This is a genomic window from Flagellimonas sp. MMG031, from assembly GCF_040112705.1.
Lineage (GTDB): Bacteria > Bacteroidota > Bacteroidia > Flavobacteriales > Flavobacteriaceae > Flagellimonas.
Genome location: NZ_CP157804.1, coordinates 3,009,373 through 3,027,726, shown reverse-complemented (window position 1 = coordinate 3,027,726; position 18,354 = coordinate 3,009,373). Strand labels below are relative to the sequence as shown.

Annotated in this window: 14 protein-coding genes; 8 read left to right on the top strand and 6 right to left on the bottom strand. The window is 44.0% G+C overall.

Annotated elements, in window-relative coordinates:
* Window positions 1-211: 211 nt before the first annotated feature.
* The 5 genes from ABNE31_RS13735 (at window position 212) to ABNE31_RS13715 (ending at window position 10,297) form a co-directional block, all read left to right on the top strand.
* Entirely contained in the window at window positions 212-2,953 is a 2,742-nt protein-coding gene (locus tag ABNE31_RS13735; protein WP_349351548.1) for a TonB-dependent receptor, read from the top strand.
* On the top strand, window positions 2,953-4,260 hold the full coding sequence (locus ABNE31_RS13730; RefSeq protein ID WP_349351547.1) for a DUF4249 domain-containing protein: 1,308 nt from the start codon (window positions 2,953-2,955) through the stop codon (window positions 4,258-4,260). The genes ABNE31_RS13735 and ABNE31_RS13730 overlap by 1 nt, the downstream gene beginning before the upstream one ends.
* On the top strand, window positions 4,245-5,483 hold the full coding sequence (locus ABNE31_RS13725) for a DUF4249 domain-containing protein (protein WP_349351546.1): 1,239 nt from the start codon (window positions 4,245-4,247) through the stop codon (window positions 5,481-5,483). Before ABNE31_RS13730 ends, ABNE31_RS13725 begins: the two co-directional genes overlap by 16 nt.
* Before the next feature lie 11 nt (window positions 5,484-5,494).
* A complete protein-coding gene (locus ABNE31_RS13720) occupies window positions 5,495-7,273 on the top strand; it encodes a hypothetical protein (RefSeq protein WP_349351545.1) in 1,779 nt (592 codons plus the stop codon).
* Window positions 7,274-8,020: 747 nt separating this feature from the next.
* Window positions 8,021-10,297, top strand: a complete 2,277-nt coding sequence (locus ABNE31_RS13715; protein WP_349351544.1) for a hypothetical protein — start codon at window positions 8,021-8,023, stop codon at window positions 10,295-10,297.
* A gap of 148 nt (window positions 10,298-10,445) precedes the next feature.
* Here the strand turns inward: ABNE31_RS13715 and ABNE31_RS13710 are convergent, their stop codons facing one another.
* The 6 genes from ABNE31_RS13710 to ABNE31_RS13685 form a co-directional block, all read right to left on the bottom strand.
* The gene (locus tag ABNE31_RS13710; protein WP_179384104.1) at window positions 10,446-11,123 is read right to left on the bottom strand and encodes an ABC transporter ATP-binding protein; all 678 of its coding nucleotides are present in this window, start codon (window positions 11,121-11,123) and stop codon (window positions 10,446-10,448) included.
* 10 nt (window positions 11,124-11,133) lie between these two features.
* Window positions 11,134-12,396, bottom strand: coding sequence for an FtsX-like permease family protein (locus ABNE31_RS13705; protein WP_349351543.1), 1,263 nt, complete (start codon window positions 12,394-12,396; stop codon window positions 11,134-11,136).
* Complete coding sequence (locus ABNE31_RS13700; protein WP_349351542.1) at window positions 12,393-13,478, bottom strand: HlyD family efflux transporter periplasmic adaptor subunit; 1,086 nt, start codon at window positions 13,476-13,478, stop codon at window positions 12,393-12,395. Before ABNE31_RS13700 ends, ABNE31_RS13705 begins: the two co-directional genes overlap by 4 nt.
* Before the next feature lie 108 nt (window positions 13,479-13,586).
* Window positions 13,587-14,000, bottom strand: coding sequence for a response regulator (locus ABNE31_RS13695; RefSeq protein WP_349351541.1), 414 nt, complete (start codon window positions 13,998-14,000; stop codon window positions 13,587-13,589).
* Between the two features lie 9 nt (window positions 14,001-14,009).
* Window positions 14,010-14,216 carry an ATP-binding protein gene (locus tag ABNE31_RS13690; protein WP_349351540.1) on the bottom strand — a complete coding sequence of 69 codons (207 nt, stop codon included), beginning with the start codon at window positions 14,214-14,216 and terminating at the stop codon, window positions 14,010-14,012.
* Window positions 14,213-15,820 carry a hypothetical protein gene (locus ABNE31_RS13685; protein WP_349351539.1) on the bottom strand — a complete coding sequence of 536 codons (1,608 nt, stop codon included), beginning with the start codon at window positions 15,818-15,820 and terminating at the stop codon, window positions 14,213-14,215. The genes ABNE31_RS13690 and ABNE31_RS13685 overlap by 4 nt, the downstream gene beginning before the upstream one ends.
* 477 nt (window positions 15,821-16,297) lie before the next feature.
* On the opposite strand from ABNE31_RS13685, the gene ABNE31_RS13680 reads away from it, so the two are divergent.
* From ABNE31_RS13680 to ABNE31_RS13670, 3 genes are all read left to right on the top strand, one after another.
* Window positions 16,298-17,287, top strand: coding sequence for an AraC family transcriptional regulator ligand-binding domain-containing protein (locus tag ABNE31_RS13680; RefSeq protein ID WP_349351538.1), 990 nt, complete (start codon window positions 16,298-16,300; stop codon window positions 17,285-17,287).
* 103 nt (window positions 17,288-17,390) lie between these two features.
* Window positions 17,391-17,891 (top strand): DUF1772 domain-containing protein, encoded by a 501-nt coding sequence (locus tag ABNE31_RS13675; RefSeq protein WP_349351537.1) that lies wholly within the window; start codon window positions 17,391-17,393, stop codon window positions 17,889-17,891.
* Window positions 17,892-17,911: 20 nt separating this feature from the next.
* Window positions 17,912-18,313 carry a DUF5367 family protein gene (locus tag ABNE31_RS13670; protein WP_349351536.1) on the top strand — a complete coding sequence of 134 codons (402 nt, stop codon included), beginning with the start codon at window positions 17,912-17,914 and terminating at the stop codon, window positions 18,311-18,313.
* Window positions 18,314-18,354 lie beyond the last annotated feature (41 nt).

The window sequence follows — 18,354 nt, the reverse complement described above, 5'->3', positions numbered from 1 at the left end:
AAAAATATCAAATACTCACCTATTAAATAAGTTTATTCTTACATTTGTTATTATTGATGTTAAAAATTGATGATTCGGTATTTTTTTAAGATTTCGTTGATTCTTTTCTATTGTGCAAAAGATTTTTATATTTTTCGGATGCTAACCATTCAAATTAAAACTATTGCTAGTTAAATTTTGTTCATTTTTCATCAAGTATGGAGTTGTCTTGGTGTTACTGTGTTTCGTACAGGTTTCTCTCGCTCAAGTTGAACCTAGTAACAGCGCAAGCACTTCGAAAACGGCTTCCGAAATCTTCCAAGAACTACAGCAAAAATCGGGATACACCTTCTTCTACCTTGAGGAATGGATGGATGGTCTGGCCTTGCCGGAAAATATACCCAACGCTTCCCTATCCGAGATTTTGGACACCCTTTTATCCGAAACCTCATTGAACTATTACATCCTGGAAGAAGAAAAACGGGTGTTCCTGTTGCAAAATACCATCATTTATGATGAACTGCCCCTAAGTTTCTATCAACAGAGCGATACCATTTTACAGTCCCAGACCGCCGAGACCCGGGGCAACCTTCCGCCCCCAACCTTTTTTCAGGATGAAGTTGTACAACGGCAACAACAATTGCCCGTTGCCCGTGTGGGACGTGCTGACGAACAGGACCTGAGGTCGAGCTACCGCTTATCGGGCCGTGTGCTCAATGCGGAAAATGGTGCGCCCATCCCGGACCTGGCCATAAGGAGCGGTGGACGGGTGGCCGTGACCGATGAACGTGGGGCCTATGAACTGGAACTTCCCGCAGGATACAATCTGGTTTCTACCAGTGCGATGGGAATCCAGGATTCGGAGCGCGAGGTGATCATGTACAACGATGGCACCTTGGATTTTGTGCTACAGGAAAGTTTGGAACAGTTGGAAGAGGTGGTAGTGGAGGCCGATGCGGTGAGCAACGTGGAGGATGCCATTTCGGGCAGCGAGGAAATCAACTCCGAAGAAGCCAAGGACATTCCGTTGGTGCTCGGGGAAAGAAACATTTTGGAAGTGGCCAAGGCACTTCCCGGCATATCGTCGGCAGGCGAGGGGGCCACGGGCCTGAACGTGAGAGGGGGCAAGACCGATCAGAACCTGGTGCTGCTGGACGATGCGGTGCTGTACAATCCCACCCATTTTTTTGGCATCTTTCAGGCACTCAACCCGTTCACCACCGAAAAGGTGAACATCTACAAAGGCGCCGCGCCCATGGAGTTCGGGGGAAGGCTCTCCTCCGTGCTGGACATCGAGACCAAGAACGGGAATACCGAAAAAATATCAGGGGAGGGCTCCATTGGGCCCGTGACCGGAAACCTGGCCCTGGAAATTCCATTGAAAAAGGACGTCTCTTCCCTGGTGATAGGGGGCAGGGGCGTGTATGCCGATTGGATATTGAGGTCCTTGGACGAAGAGTCCCTGAGCAACAGCGAAGCCTCGTTCTTTGACGGTATCGTAAAATACCACCATAAGTTTAACGAGAACAGCGAAATCAGGGGGACAGCTTACTACAGCCGCGACAATTTCAGCATCACTTCCGATTCCCTCTACAATTACAGCAACCGGTTGGGCTCGCTGCGCTGGGCGCACAAGCTCAACCAGAACACCACTGGGGTACTTACGGGAAGCTTTAGCAGCTATAATTTTGGGATTGACTACGAAGGCGAAGGGAACGGGAACTTTGAGCTGGACTATACCATCAACGAATCCGAGCTCAGGTACAAACTGAATACCCGATTGAACAGTGCCCATACGTTGGATTATGGTCTTTCGGCAAAATTTTATTCCTTACTGCCGGGCGATGTGAGGCCATCAGGGGAGAATTCCAATATAGCCCCCGTTTCCATAGACAGGGAGCAGGCCCTGGAAGGCGCTCTTTTTATTGGGGACGAATTCCGGGCATCGGACAGGCTGCTGTTCAACGTCGGGGTACGCTATGCCTTTTACGCCGCCCTTGGGGAAGGAACGCAAAACACCTATCAGAATGGCGCCCCGCGAAACCGGTCGACCGTACAGGACACCATATCCTATGGCTCAGGAGAATTTATCGAAACCTATGGCGGGCCAGAAGCACGATTTTCCGCACGATACTTGATCACTGACGATTTTTCGGTAAAGACGAGCTTCAACAATTCCTATCAGTTTATACACACGCTCTCCAACAATACCACGGTTTCGCCCATCGATACCTGGAAACTATCGGACCTGAACATAGCGCCCCAAAGGGGATATCAGGCCACCTTGGGATTCTTCAAGAACTTCAACGACAATATGTACGAACTCAGCTTAGAGGGATACTACAAGCGTATGGAGGATGTGCTGGACTTTAAAACGGGGGCCGACCTTTTGCTGAACGAGAATGTGGAGACCGAGGTGCTCCAAGGCCAGGGGAAAGCCTATGGTGTCGAATTCCTGTTGCGGAAGAACCGAGGTGATTTTAATGGGTGGCTCAGCTATACCTACTCCCGTTCCAAATATCGGTTCGATGGCAGTACCCCGGAAGAGCGTATCAATGATGGGGAGTTTTTCCCGTCCAATTTTGACAAGCCCCACGACCTGAGCGTCATCGCCAACTATAAGTTTACCCGGCGGTACAGTTTTTCGATGAACTTTGCCTATCAGACCGGGCGTCCGGTGACCTTTCCGGTGGGAACCTTTAGGTTCAACAATGCGGACTTTGTGGCTTTCAGCGATCGGAATGCCTTCAGGATACCCGACTACTACCGTTTGGATCTGGGCATCAATATAGAGGGCAACCATAAAAAGAACAAGTTGGCCCACAGTTTCATCACCATACAGGTATACAACGTTTTGGGCCGGAACAATCCGTATTCGGTATTCTTTGTGACCGAAAATGGGGAGGTAAAGGCCCTGCAAAGCTCCATTTTTGCCATGCCCATACCCTCCATAACCTATAATTTTAAGTTTTGATGAAATTTCTGAAAGTTTCATATCGCATTATTTTGGGAATCATTCTTCTAACATCGCTAGGGGCATGTTTGGATGAATTGGATATTCAAACCTTGAGCAATGAGGAGCAAGAGCCGGTTTTGGTAGTGGAAGCCGTGTTGACCGATGAGCTGATCACACAAAAAGTGTACTTAAGTAGGAGTAGTTTACGATTGGATCTTGAGACGGACACCGTTTACAACCCGAATGTTCCCCTTGGCAGGGGTCCCAGGGATTCCGTTGACATGGAAGGAGGGGCCACGGTTCGAGTGCTGGGCGAAAACGGTATTGAATTCAATTTTACAGAAGGTGAAGAGGGCACTTACCTTTCCAATCAACCTTTTGCGCTTGAAATGGGGGTGGATTACACCTTGGAAATCGTGACCAGCAATGGAAGGGAGTATGTTTCCGACCCATTGAACGTGCAAGGAAAGTCGCAACTCACCAATGTATATGCTGAAAAAGCTGTCAGCGATACCGGAGTGGAAGGAGTGGCCATATACCTAGACAGCGAACCGACGCAGGGGAATCCGAAAAACTACAGGTATACCTATGAGGAAACCTATAAGATCATTGCTCCATATTGGCAAGAGAACGATTTTGAATTGACCGATTATGACCCCACCACTACTCCCTTTCCTACCTATAATTTGGAAATAGTGCCTCGTGAAATACAGAACCGAATCTGTTACAATACGGTTTTTTCAAGCACAATTGACCAAATCAGCACTGTGGGAACTGGTGCTGGCATTCAACGGCATATGGTAAGGTTCATCGGCAAGGAAAACTTTATAATTTCCCACAGGTACAGCATTTTGGTGAAGCAGCAGGTGCAATCAGCGGATGCTTATTCCTTTTACGAAACCTTGAAGAGCTTTTCGCAGTCCGAGAATGTTTTTTCACAGGTGCAACCTGGTGCTCTCAATGCCAATGTGCGCAGGGTTGACGGTGCGGAAGAAAATATCTTGGGCTACGTGGAGGCGGTGACCGTATCTGAAAGGCGGTTGTTTTTTGATTATGAGGATTTTTTTCCTGGAGAGGAGCTTCCGCCATATGCTTTTGGCTTTAACTGTAATTTTCAAACGTCTCCATTATTCACAGTTCGTGGATGTCCACAAGGGGTTTTGGACAGGGTAGATTTGGGCCTTATAACATATTATGCTCCATATGACGAGAGTTTGGTTCCTTTGGCTACCTGTATTGGGCCATATGTTTTTGTTCCTCGGTTATGTGGTGATTGCACGCTCTTGGGTGATAATGTTGAACCTGATTTTTGGGTGGAAGAATGAGTGCTAAGACATACATATATGGTTTGGTTTTAGGCCGGTTGGTATCAGCTTGTGTAGAACCTTTTGATGCAACCTCGGAAATCCGTTCCGATACGAGTTTACTTGGTACTTTGGTGGTTGAAGCCAACATTACTAGCGAGGAAGAGATTCAGAGGGTTTTTTTGAGCAGTGTACAAGCTCTCCAAAATGGTGGAGAAGAAGGGCCACTTTTTAATACAAACACATCCAGAATAAAAGAGAACGGTATTGAAAATGAATTTGAAAGTAATGCTACCGTTGAAATTCGCACTGACAATGGTGCTGTTTATGCCTTTGAAGCAGTAGGAAATGGCTCCTACGAATCCTTGACTCCATTTGCGGCTATGCCCAATGTTTCCTACCAATTGTTCGTGTCCCTGTCCAACGGTTTGGAATATGCATCTTCAATGGTTAAAAATGAGGCTATTTCCGTCATTGATTCGGTTTATGCGATGCGTACGACCAGTAATGATGGGATAGAGGGCATCGGTATTTTTATTGATAGCAGGAACACGGCCAACACTGGAAATTTTTTTAATTACACTTACTTGGAAACGTATAAAATTATCGCTCCAAATTGGGATCCTTTTGAATTTATCAGACCTGGCGATGGTACTTTTTCAGTGGCAGCGAGAACCCAAGAGGAAAGGGTATGCTTCAACAGTAGGGAATCCAACGAAATCATACAGGCACCAAATGTAGACTTTGACTCGAATCGTTTGAATGGATTTATGGTTCGTTTTTTAGGTTCTGATAATTTTTTTATTTCCCATCGTTACAGTATCGAAATAAGGCAACAAATTCGGACACAAGAAGCGTTTGAGTTTTACAATATACTATCATCATTCTCGAGCTCGGAAAACATTTTTTCTCAAGTTCAGCCTGGATTTTTGGAAGGAAATATTAGAGCTGTAAATTCAGATGCCAGGGTAATCGGGTTTTTCGACGTTGTTTCGGTTTCAAAGAGAAGAATCTTCTTTAACTATGAAGACTTTTTTCCAAATGCGGCACTCCCTCCTTATCCTTTTGAATGTACCATCTTTACTCCCAGTATTGATGATGATATACTTGCAGGGAGAGTAGAGTTTGTTGGAAATAATGAAAATCCAGGGCCGGATGAGCTCCCCTATTTTGTTACGTTTACACCATGTGGTGATTGCACGCAATTAGGCAGTAATGTAGAACCCGATTTTTGGATAGAATAACCGCAAAGATTATGAAAACACATTGGATACTTTTTTGGGTTGTCGCATCCTTGGCCTTTCAGGTCAAGGCACAATACGTCATAGGCAGTGCGGAAGAATTAAAGAATCTCAAAAGTCTGCCGCAGGAAAAGGTCTATCTGCACCATACGGGCCCCATCGTGTTTACGGGAGAGTATGTGCATTACGCCTTTTATTGTTTCAATGCGCAGAACAACCGGGCCAGTGATATCAGTTTTACAGGCTACGTGGCCTTGGTCAACCAAAAAGGGGAATACGTGCTGGAACAAAAGGTGCGGTTGCAGAATGGCCTGTCCCACGGCGATTTTTTTGTCAACACCGACGTTCCTTCGGGAAACTATAAACTGTTAGGGTATACCCAATGGATGAAGAACAATGGATTGGAACAGGTCTTCAAGGATGATCTGGTCATCATCAACCCCTACCAACAGGACCAGTCACAACTGATGTCCACTTCTTTGGAAGAGGAAAGTGGCGTTATTGAAACAACACGACCTGTGGATTCCTCCATGGTGCAGATAAAACTGTCAGAAAAAAGGGTAGGCACCCGAACAAAAGTCAGTTTACAGTTGGTGAACTACAAGGCCAAGCTGGGTCATGGAACGTATACCTTAAAGGTCCAAAAAAAGGACGAAATCAAAACAAAACCTGCCGAAAACGCCATTTCCTATGCCCGTTCCTATTTTGATGTGAAGGGCGAGCTGGACAAGAAGGTGGGCGACAGCCTTTTTCTGCCCGAGCAGCGCGGGGAACTCTTGTTCGGTAAGGTGACCGACCCACAGGGGAACCCATTGCCCGATGCCAAAATAGTGGTTTCCGTGCCAGGTGAGGGTTTCTTGCTCAAATTCGCCACCACCGACGCACAGGGGAACTTTTACACCTATCTGAGAAAGGACTATAAGCAGGACAGGGCCATTATCCAGCCCACCGATCATACACAGGATGTTCGGGTATCCTTCGGCGCCTTGCCGAATCTGGATGCTTCGGGACTTGTATTTGGTGATTTTCGCTTACAATCCAGTGCTATTGAAGCGATAAAAAAGCGCAGTATTTACAATCAACTGGAAAACCAGTTCTTTTCTGCAAAGCCGGATTCCGTTCTTTTGGGAGACCCTGTAGACCCTTTTGATGGGGGAATACCCAATACCATTTATTTGGACGATTATACACGTTTCCCCACCTTTCAGGAAACCTTGGTGGAAGTCTTTAATTTAGCAGGCTACAGGAACAGTAGTAGTGGCAGTGACTATATCCGGATTGCGCAGGACTTTGAGAAGTATACCGAAGAGGCCAATAGTTATCCGGCCATTGTGTTGTTCGATGGGGTGTATATTCCCGACCATGAAAAAATAAAGGACTTTGATGCCCGTAAAATCGAATCCATCAGCACGGTTTCGGACCAGTTTGTGATGGCGGGAAAGGATTATCAAGGAATTATGTCCGTCAAAACCATAAAAGGCGATTATTTTGAAACCTACTCACCGGCCTATGGAATCAATGTGCCCATAAAAAAGCCCATACCACAAAAAAGCTATTTTGAACAACGTTACGGAGCCGAAGAAATCGACCAAAATAACATTCCTGACTACAGACGTATTCTGTTATGGGAACCACAGGTAGAGATTTCCGATGAGGACCTGCAGTTCGAGTTTTATACTTCGGACCTTACTGGGGAATTTGAAGTAGTCTTGGATGGATTCACCAGCTACGGAAAGCCAATCTATGTTTATGAGGTTTTTACCGTAAAAGCCAACGGTAGCGCTCAAAATTAAGTCTTGATTACTTTATTTAACAATGAACTTACAATTTTTATTGAGTTGGTTGTAGTTTTTTGTTGATAATTTATAGGGTATTTTTCTCAAAGATAAATTGTAGACAAAGTTCAATGAAATTATTTTCTTATTTTAGAAAAATTAAGAATTTAATTGGAATTTCAATAGACGAACTTGTATCTTTACTTAACAAAACATCCTTAAGTTTTGCCGCTGAATGTCCTGTTTTGAATACAGTTTAGAGTTCGGTTAATCAGTTCTAAAGTACAGTATAAGGCGTTGATTGTTAGAATGTTGTGTAGTCGACTTTCTTCCAGTCATCCCGACTTACCTTATTTAAGTAAAATCAAAACACTGTTAATCTTATGATTTTCAGTGTTTTTTGTTTGTAGCTTGTCTATCTTAAATAGCAAAGCCCACATTTTAAGTGTGCGATTCCCTTACAGCACTGAAGCGGTCCGCGGATAAACAATTAGGGATTCTTTTCTTTTCAGGTCTTCTATGTCGGGGTTTTCTCTTTAGTTTTCATATTAACTTTTCACTAACTCATATCACTCCCGAAAGTGGTATCTTTAAAAACATTCAATTTGTAAAATCTTTTCAATGTTATCCAAGAATTCGATTTTTGGTTTGTTATTGTTCTTCCTCGCACTCCCACTTTTTGGACAAAACTTATCCGTCACAGGTAAAATCAAGCCTGCTTTTCAGGAATACTTTGGCAATCCGCGCATATCTATTTTTCTACACATGAACAAAAGTACTTATGTACGTGGAGAGCATATCTGGTTTAAAGGATATATGTATAATCGTGTGAAGGCAGAGCCCTTTAAGGAAGCTGTAAATGTGTACGTGGGTATTTATGACAAGGATGGCAACCAGAAGGAAAAACACTTGGTGTTGAGTAAGGAGGGGCAGCTTCAGGGACAAATTGCCATAGACTCCTCTTTTGTGGATGGGCAATATTATATCAAAGCCTCCACCAGTTGGATGAAGGACCTTAAGGAGGATGATTCCTTTGTTCAGCAATTTATGGTGTTGAATAGCGAATTGGTGCTTGATAATAATAACACTTCAGAGGATTACGATATTCAATTTTTCCCCGAAAGCGGGCACTTGGTCTCCAATGTCCAAAGTGTTTTGGGTATTAAGATGATTGATGAAAATGGGAATGCCGGGGCCAATATGGTTGGTATCATAAGGAACCACATCGGAGAAGAAATAGTTCGTTTCAGGACCAATCGACTTGGTTTTGCAAAAGTGATAATGACCCCCTCTGCAAGCGAACGGTATTGGGCCACCTTGTCAAACCCTAATGGTAAGGAATGGAGGGTGCCACTCCCAGCTATCGATTCGTTGGGGCTAGTGCTATCCACCAGAAATATATCGGAAGATAGAATTCTGGTTTTGGTAGGCACCAATGCCGAGACAAAAAGGGAAATAGGTTCAAAGCCGTACAGTATTCTTATCCATAGGGATGGATTGCTCAAAAGTTTGGATGTAGTTTTCAAGGAAAATCAACTTTATGCCTCCCATATCTTGGATAAGCGCGAGCTCCATTCGGGCATGAATATTCTTACCTTGATAGATAACCGCGGAGTGCCCATTGCGGAACGACTGTTTTTCAATGATAAGCAAATAAAACCCCTATCGTTGGACGCGAATGTGCAAAAAGTGGACAAAGATTCCATGGAAGTGGCCCTCTCGGGGTTTGAAAAGCGTACAACCTCCTTCGCGAGTATTTCAGTGCTTCCGGTAGGCACCAAAGCCTACAATTTCAATTCCAATATCCTAAGCTCATTTTTGCTGAAACCTTATGTACGTGGTTATATCGAAGAGGCCGACCAGTATTTTACGGATTTTTCAAAACGTGCCATGGAAGATTTGGATATGTTGTTGCTCACACAGGGCTGGTCCAAGTATGATTGGGACAACATCTTCAACGAGCCTCCCCAAAAGAAAATACAGTATCGCGCAGGAATTGATGTATTCGGCTCCATTAACTCAAAGGTCCCCAAGAGTACCGACCTTTTGGTTTATGCTGGTAACCAAAGTGAACCTACCGTCATCCCATTATCGGAACAATCAGAAGCCTTTAGTTTGGACAATTATTTTGTGGAACAGGGCGAAGAGATGAGGCTTACCTTGCTCAACAAGCGTGGCGAGCTCTCCATGCCCAATCTTTTTTTGAGGTTGGATACAGGACAATCCACGGACAGAATATATGAACTGGAACCTTTTAGGGGAATAGAAAATGACGTGCTGGTGGATGGTTTGGGAGAATTTGAACTGCAAAACTTTGTTTTACCGGAACAAAATACGATTAGCCTTGAGGAAGTAGTGATAAGCGAAAACAGGGCTATCAAAAGAATCACCACACCCTTTGTGTCCGAAGGTAACCTAAAAGTTGTGACCGAGGAGACGGAGGGACTCTATCCTCGATTGCTGGATATTATACGTTCCAGTGGTTTCAATGTTTGGGAGGTTCCCAATGCTGGGTACGATAGGATACGCATTACCACAAAACGGGTCTTGTCCTTTTCTTTGGTACAACCATCCCCGATTCTATACATTGACGATGTCCGCTATCCAGATTTTGATATTTTGTTGGATTTCCCCACAACTAGGGTAAAAAGCTATTATATCGATCGTACCGGGGCCATGGAAGCCGGAGGGGCAGGGGGTGTCATTCGGGTCTATACCCGCAAGGAGGGCGACGTTGGTGCCGGGCACTCGGACAAATTCACGCCGGATGAAAGGTTTTTTACGCATAGGGTATCCAATGGGTTCATGCCCGCAAAGCAATACTATACGCCCAAGTACAACAACCTGTCCAGTGAGTCGTTCCGTTATTTTGGAAGCATTGGATGGTATCCTAACCCCACCATCAATAAAAACGGGACGTGTACACTAAAAATACCCGACTACGGATACGAAGAAATCTTTTTGTTCGTAGAGGGTATGGACGAAGATGGAAGGTTGACTTCTTCCATGGAACGGGTCAGGGTATCGTCCGCAGCCCAGTAGTTTAGTTTTCTTTTCATGTCCCTTAAGCATGGACCGATACAAACTCAGATGACCTCAGGGCGAAAGTTGGAGATATTGTATTCCACCTATGCAGATGCTTAAATCATCCGAGGTATTTTGCAAGCGGTCAAATGCAGGTAAATAGTTATCACTGCGACATAATTTTACCATCCTCCAATTGGACAATGCGATCGGTCCTTTTCGCAAAATCCTCATCATGGGTCACCACCAAAAGGGACAATCCTTGTTCCTCCTTCAGTTTTTTGAAGATATTGAACACATTGTCCGAGTTATGACTGTCCAAATTTCCCGTGGGCTCATCTCCCATCAAAATAGTGGGGTCGTTGATCAAAGCCCTGGCGATGGCCACACGCTGTTTTTCCCCTCCCGATATCCTGGAGGCCCGTTGATGCGCCAAATGACCAATGTGCAGCATTTCCAGTTTTTGTTGCGCATTGTGCTCAATTTCCGCAAGGGACTTTTCCCCAAGCTTTTTGGCGGGCAACATCACATTTTCCAAAACACTGAATTCCGACAATAAATAGTGGAACTGGAATACAAATCCAATGTTCTTGTTTCGTATGCGGGACAGTTCCTTATGCGATTTACCAGTAATCAGTTGATCATTGAGGTATAATTGCCCCTCATAATCCGTATCCATGGTAGACAAGATATAGAGCAAGGTGGATTTTCCGGAGCCGGACTTCCCCATAATGGACGTAAACTCTCCCTTTTTCACTCCAAAGGAGATATCCTTCAGCACATGAAACTCTTTTGGCTTACGAAAGTATTTGTTGATATGTTTGGTTTCCAAAACAAATTCCATAGCCCCCATATCAAGTTCCTCGAATAATTTTTACAGGGTCAATTTTTTTGGCCCTCAGGGAGGGCAGGTAACCTGCAATGAAAGTGGACAAAAGGGCAAAAACTATCCCGATGAGGTAATAAACGGGATCGTAATTTACCGGATAGGTGGTAATCGTCGGCAAAGCGTCAGTTTCAAAAGGGGTTTGATCGATAAGGCTTGAAAGTGAAAAGCCGATCAACAGACCCAAAGCACCTCCAACGATGCCTATGATGATGGCCTGACCCATAAAAATGAGCTGCACATCATTTCCCGAAAAGCCAGTGGCCTTGAGAATAGCAATATCCTTCATTTTCTCATAAATCAACATGTTCAGGATATTGTAGATACCAAATCCGGCTACGATCAACAAGGTGATGGAAACTGCATAGGTGATGAGGTTTCTAATGTTTGAACCCGTCTCAAACTGTGCATTGGCTTCATTGATTCCCATGGCCTGCACGTCAAACTGATTTTCCAAGCTTTTGGCCATGGATTCCGCCTGGGCAATATCCACCAATCTAATGTTGATGTCCGTAACATAATTTTCTGCCTCCCCCAAAATACGTTGTACCGTTTTTAGATTGGCAAAACTTTGAACATTATCTACCTCTGCAATCCCACTTTGATAGATACCTACAATTTTTAGCGGGAACACGGTGCCGGATACCGTACTGATCTGTACCCTATCTCCTGTGGTTAACGACATCTTTTCGGCCAAACCTGAGCCGAGGAGAATTCCATTAGCGTTGTTTTTCAGGTCCTCCGGGGAGCCTTCCACGATGTTATCCCGTAGATTGGACAATCGGACTTCCTCCATAATATCAACCCCTACCAAGTTTCCTCCAAGTTCCATGGAACCTGACAGATAGAAAATTTGGGCCCGTAGCTGCGGGGTTGCTCCATCTACGTTGGGTTGCTTTTTGAGATAACTGAGGATGGGGAGGGCATTATGGATTTTAGTTTGGCTCAGTTTGGGTTTAATGGAGTGAACTACGTTGAATCCGTTTTGGAACGCCTCGGTCATAGTGATGGGTTGATCATCGGAGGGGCGGATTTCATTATACAAATGGATATGTGGGGTTTGATTGAGTACCAGATTATCCAGCATGGTGTTCAGCCCCGTCATAAAACTTACCAAAGTAATATAGGCACCTATTCCAAAAGTGACTCCAAGGGTGGCGGTTATGGTGGATTTCATCTTGGTAATAAGATGGGTTTTGGCAATGCCCAATATGACGCTCCAATTGATCATGGTTCGGGAGGATAAAGTGCCGTATGTTCATCGATGCCGTCAAGGATTTCAACCATGGACATATTTTCCAGTCCTGTGGTTACCTGTGTTTCCCCCTCATCCGTCAACACCGTGCTACCATTGATCAGATATGTTTTTGGAATCACCAATGCCTCCTTGGTTTCCGAAATAACAATATTGCCCTCTCCCGAAAGCCCCGGATATAATGTCTTTGGAGGGGTGTTGAATATGGCTTCCACTGTAAAGGTCTGTGAGCGCTCATCTTTTCGAGGATAGATTTTGTGCACCGTACCTTCAAATACGATATCGCCATAGGAATCCAAGGTAATATAGACTTTTTGTCCCCTGCGCAGTTTGATGATGTCGACCTCATCCACCAACAGTTCCACAATAAACCTATTGGTCATGCCCAACGTTGCCACGGGTTCTACGGTATTGACAATTTCTCCAAGATTTTTGTGCAGTGCATATACCGTTCCGTTAATCTTGCTTGTAATGGTAAAATCGTTGGTGTTGGTAAGCGAGGATCTGTAATTGTTTTCCGCTTGCCTTAACTGTGTTTCAAGTTCATTTTTGGTTCGTTCAAATTTCTTTTTTAGGGCATCGAGTCGGTTACGGGCAAGTTCGTAGGCCAGCTTTTTGTTGTCAAACTCCACTTTAGATCCAATGTTTTGGTCCCAAAGCTTTTTTTGTCGGTAAAAGTTGATGGAATCATTGCCCAATTGCAACACTGCTGCTTCGATTTCATCTTTGATGCTGTTCAATACGGCAGATGTGCTCGTATAATTTTTTTGGGCCAGTTCAAGGGCCAGTCGCGCATTTTCCTTGTTCATTTCCGGGGAAGTATTGTTAATCTGAAGCAGCAAATCCCCTTTGGAAACGGTGTCGCCTTCTTCCACCCAAATATGTTCAAGAATACCGGTGGCCACGGAATAGGCATGGTACAGACTGTCCGGCTGAACGGTCGCCGAAGCATATACGGATTCCGTCATGGGTAGTTTTTGCGGGTACGTCTTTTCCTTTGGCCCCGAACAAGCCAATAGGAGGTAGGCACCAATCACCGAAAACACAAGGTACTTCATGGTAACTAAGATGGAATATGCCTCAAAGTACCAACAAAATCCCGAGTTGGGATATGAGCAAAATCAGCAAAGTCTTAGAAACCCCCTAAAACAGGGTCAAAACATGATCTACCAATTTTCATCGTATACATCTGTTAGAATTTCTGCCAACTTGTCCTCGAAAACAGGTTTTACAACGTAGCCTGTAACTTGTTCAAATTCCTTGGCCCGTTCCATATCGTGCGGGTCATTGGAAGAGGTGACCATATAAATGTTCACTTCTCTCTCCGCCAGTTTGGGCACCAATTTTTTGAATTCCGATAAAAAGCCCCACCCATCCAAATAGGGCATATTGATGTCCAGCAAAATAACTCCCGGTAGCGGGTTGTTCTCCTGTGTGCACGTTTGGATGAATTCGATGGCCCGTTCCCCATCATTAAAGGATTTTACGGAAATATCATCGGACATATTGGCCAAGATTTTCTTGGTCACGTAGATATAGACTTCGTCATCATCCACTAAAAGGATACTGGGATTTCTCATTTCTTCTTATTACGAATTGTTGAATATGATTTTGAATGTGGTACCAACTCCGACCTCACTGTCTACGGTAATGGAAGCGTTCATGGCCTCCAATTGGGATTTTACAATAAAAAGCCCCATGCCCTTACCGGAAACATCGCGATGGAACCGCTTATATAATTTAAAAAGGTTGTCGCCATGCCGCTCTAGGTCAATGCCAAGACCGTTATCTTTCACATAAAGAACTTTCTTGCCGCTTCCCAAGCGGTTTCAAAAATGATATGGGATTTCACATCGGGCCTTCGGAATTTGAGGGCGTTGGACAACAGGTTGTGCAAAATGCTCCTCATATAGAATCTATTGCATTTTAAGGCATGCCATTCATCAAAATGATATTCGATGGTAAAGTTTTGTTCTTCCTCATCGAGTAGTCGTTCCACAAAATCCTTTTCTACCTCCTTTAACTTTAAAAGGAGGTTGATGTTCTCCAGTTTCAACTTCCGTTTGTTCAAAATGGACACATAGGTTTGCACATCATCCGTTAGGGTTTGGATGTTGGACGAAATGGTTTCCAGTTTTGGGAACAGTTCCTCAAACGTTTTCTGGTCAGGGGACTTGCTCAAAAGGTCCACAATAATATTCATACTGCTTACTGGAGCCTTCAGGTTATGCGCCACTACGTAGTTAAAATCTTCCAGTTGCTTATTGCGAACCCTTAGTTGCTCATTGGAGCGTTCCACTAGCTTATTGGATTCATGGAGTTTGGCCTCACTGGCCAAAAGTTCTTTGTTTTTTCTTTTGAGCTGGGCAACAAAGTTTCGCTTTTCCTTTTGGGTGTGGGCATAGCCAAAACCAATTAAGCCGATGACACCCAATGTGAGTACGTTAAAAAGAATCAAGTTTTTACGAATGGTATCCAAACGGCTCCTTATGTAGGTGGGCGGAATTTCTTGGACAATGGCCCAATCGTTATCGGAAACAATTTCCGCCATGCCCGCATAGCGGTTCATGCCCACATCCCTTTCATATCCTGTTCGCACATTTTGATAGGTCCAGAGACTCCCGTTTTCCATAAAAAAGGTATCCTTCTTAAAAATGAGGTTTTTTAGCTCCAATCTTTTTTGGATGGAGGAGTCCTTTGGGGTCATCTTATTTTGATGCGCAAGGGTATTAAAGTCAAGATTGGAGGTAATGATACGGCCATCGGTGTCCAGCAAGAAAAAGTTATCTTCAGTAATTCGTGATTTCATAAAACTGAAAATGTTGTCCATGTTAAAATTGACCACGGCCAATCCTACCTGCACATCGTTGCCATCAAAAATTTGGGTCACCCCTCGCAACACCGGTCTGTGGGGAACCTCAATCACACCATTTTCCTTATTCAGTTCAATGGGGCTCACATAGACTTGGCCTCTCTCCAAGGCTAGTCCTCTTTTAATATAATCCCTATCGATTTTGTTTTGCAGTTCTTTAGGGGCCATGCTGTCTAGGGCTATTCTTTCAAACCGTAGCACCTCGTCCCCATGCAAGTCGATAAACCGCAATTGGTCATAAATGGGGTAACCCTGCATAATTCGGATGTAGTTGTTGATGAAGGTAGCATCAAGGGGGTTGGTTTTTGAAAAGGCTTCAGGGAAGTTGATATCCGACCAAAAGGAGGTTATACTGATCAAATTGATGCTTTGATCGATCAAGTGGTAGCTTTTATTGAGAATGTTCCGCTGCTGTATGCTTCCCATACTTTGTATGAGGCTTTGCTTTTGTACATAACCCCAATACAAAGAGAAGATGAGAAGTGGAACGTACAGCGCAACAGCGGCTTTTAGTATATTTCTCCACATAGGGGATAAAATAATTGTAAACTTTTAAAATTCTTTTTGTAGGAGAACTACCGATGAAGTTATAAATATTTTTCATAAAAAATAAATCCTATCGATTAGATGTGTTAAAATGTTGGAAATTGTAATCTGATTATGGGGATGAGGTTGCAATTATGTCGAAAATCTAGGTTTCCTCAAATGATTTATGGAGCGTGGGCATAGAAGATACACTTATACGTTCAGATGAAACGAATAAATAGCTTATCACCAAAGGTGCTATCTATTTTGATACTATTATTCATTGAAAAATAGATAGGTCTCTAATGCCACATTCATGCATTAGGGGGTTATATCCCCAAAGATGCCTATATTGAGCTATCGAATCTTTTTTTGATCGTCCTTCGGACCAAATAATGGGCATATCAAGCATTTTTGGTTTACTGAAAGTTTGGAGATGTTGAGATACAAAGTGGGGTGGTCGTCAAAATTTTCATAAGGATGAAATATACCGCCGTAAGCCTTTATCGGAAAATGATGGACTGTGCCCTGAAAGAGGGGGTGGCCATGGCTTATCTCAATGCATTCAAAACACCTTATAAGGATTTGGAAGCGGTTAAAGCGGTTCCAGCAGAGGAATTCTTTGAACTCCACGAACGTTTGGATGATACGCTGGGACCGGGGTTTTCCATAAGGGTAGGGCAGCAAATGAAAATCGAGGACTACGGGGTTTTGGGACTTTCGTGGCGCACTTGTTCCTACGTGGGGGAAATCTTTGAGCGCTCGGAGCGGTATTTTAAGATGCTGTCCAACACCTATGTTTTTAAGGTGGAGAAGGGAAATCCCTTTTCTGTCATCCATTTATTGAGGGAACCCCACCGCAAGGGATTGGAGTTGTCCAACGAAGCCACACTTTCGGCAACGGTTGTCGTGCTTCGGGCTATGTCGGAGTCCAACATCTCTCCGACCGAAGTTTGTTTTAAACATAGTGCCCCTTCGGATATCAGTACCTATGAAAAGTCGTTCAATTGTCCCATTCACTTCAATCAACCCCAGTATTCCATCTCCTATACCACGGCAGATTTGGCAATGCGAACGGCAAAGGCCGATGTAAACATCAACCGCTTTTTGGTGGAGCGCGTAGAGGAGGAGACCAAGGGAATGGAAATCAATGCCAATAGAATTGCCAGCGATTGTGAAAACTTGATACAGGATGCCCTGCCCAGCGGTATCCCTAGCATACATCACATTGCAAGCCTTATGGGGATGAGCAACCGTACCTTGGCCCGCAGGCTTGCGGATAATGGAGTGTCTTTTCGGGATCTCATCAAAAAAACACAGGAACGTATCGCCACGAATCTATTAAGGAACAGTTCAAGAAGTATAGCCGAAATCGCTTTTGAAACTGGCTTTTCCGAACAGAGTGCTTTTAACCGTGCCTTTAAAAGATGGACTGACCTGACACCTGTGGAATTCCGTAATCAACAGTAAAACAGCGAGTTTGGCTTAAAATGTCAAAAGATTGGCAAAAAGGGTCAAGCATGGCCGACCCAATCATCCCAATTTTACACCCAGAATCAAAAACAGGTGTATCATGGATGTTTCTATCAAAACAATTTCTCTATTTGCTTCGGTCGTATTGACAGGATTGTCGGCGGGTTTGTTTTATGCTTGGTCGGTATCGGTAATCCCTGGAACCCTGAAAATATCGGACCAGTCTTATCTAGAGACCATGCAATCCATCAACAGGGCCATACTCAACCCCTTATTTTTCATTGTTTTCTTTGGAAGTATTGTCGCTTTGGGAGTTGCGGCCAGTTACCAATTTCAAACGGATAAGTTGGCCTTTGGCCTGCTGTTGGCGTCATCCTTACTATATCTTTTGGGTACCATCACAGTTACCGGTATGGGGAATGTCCCTTTGAACAACGAGTTGGAGGCCATGGACCTCTCCGCACTTGATTTGGAAAGAATGAAATCGTTTAGGGACTATTACGAAACCAAATGGAATCGGTTTCATACCATCCGCACCCTTTTTGCTTTAGCGTCCTTTTTGATATCGCTCATCACGGTATTCACAAAAATTAAATCATAACAATCAAAAAACGAACAGTCATGAAACATGTAAGAGCTATTGGGATAGGTATTTTTATCTGGATTATCGGGGTGAGCCTATATACTTTATCATTTTATATCCCGGTTTTGGAGAACCCTGAGCTACAAGCCAATATATTTCTGTCCATAGGCGTAGTACCGTTGGTTTGGTTCGGGTCAAAATTATACTACAGGAAAAATTACACCACCAAAGGTTACTGGTTAGGGCTTGTTTTCTTTTCGATTGCAGCGGTTTTGGATGCATTGGTCACAGTGCCCCTGTTCATAGAGCCCTATGGAGGAAGTTATTACAGTTTCTTCACCGCCATTGGCTTTTGGCTTATCGGAATGGAGTTTGTCATCACGGCAACTTGCTATTGGTACGTCGAGGTATATGGAAAAAAGGAAACAGTCAATTCCTGATCATACCAATCATTTTTTGAAGTAGAACAAACATTAAAACT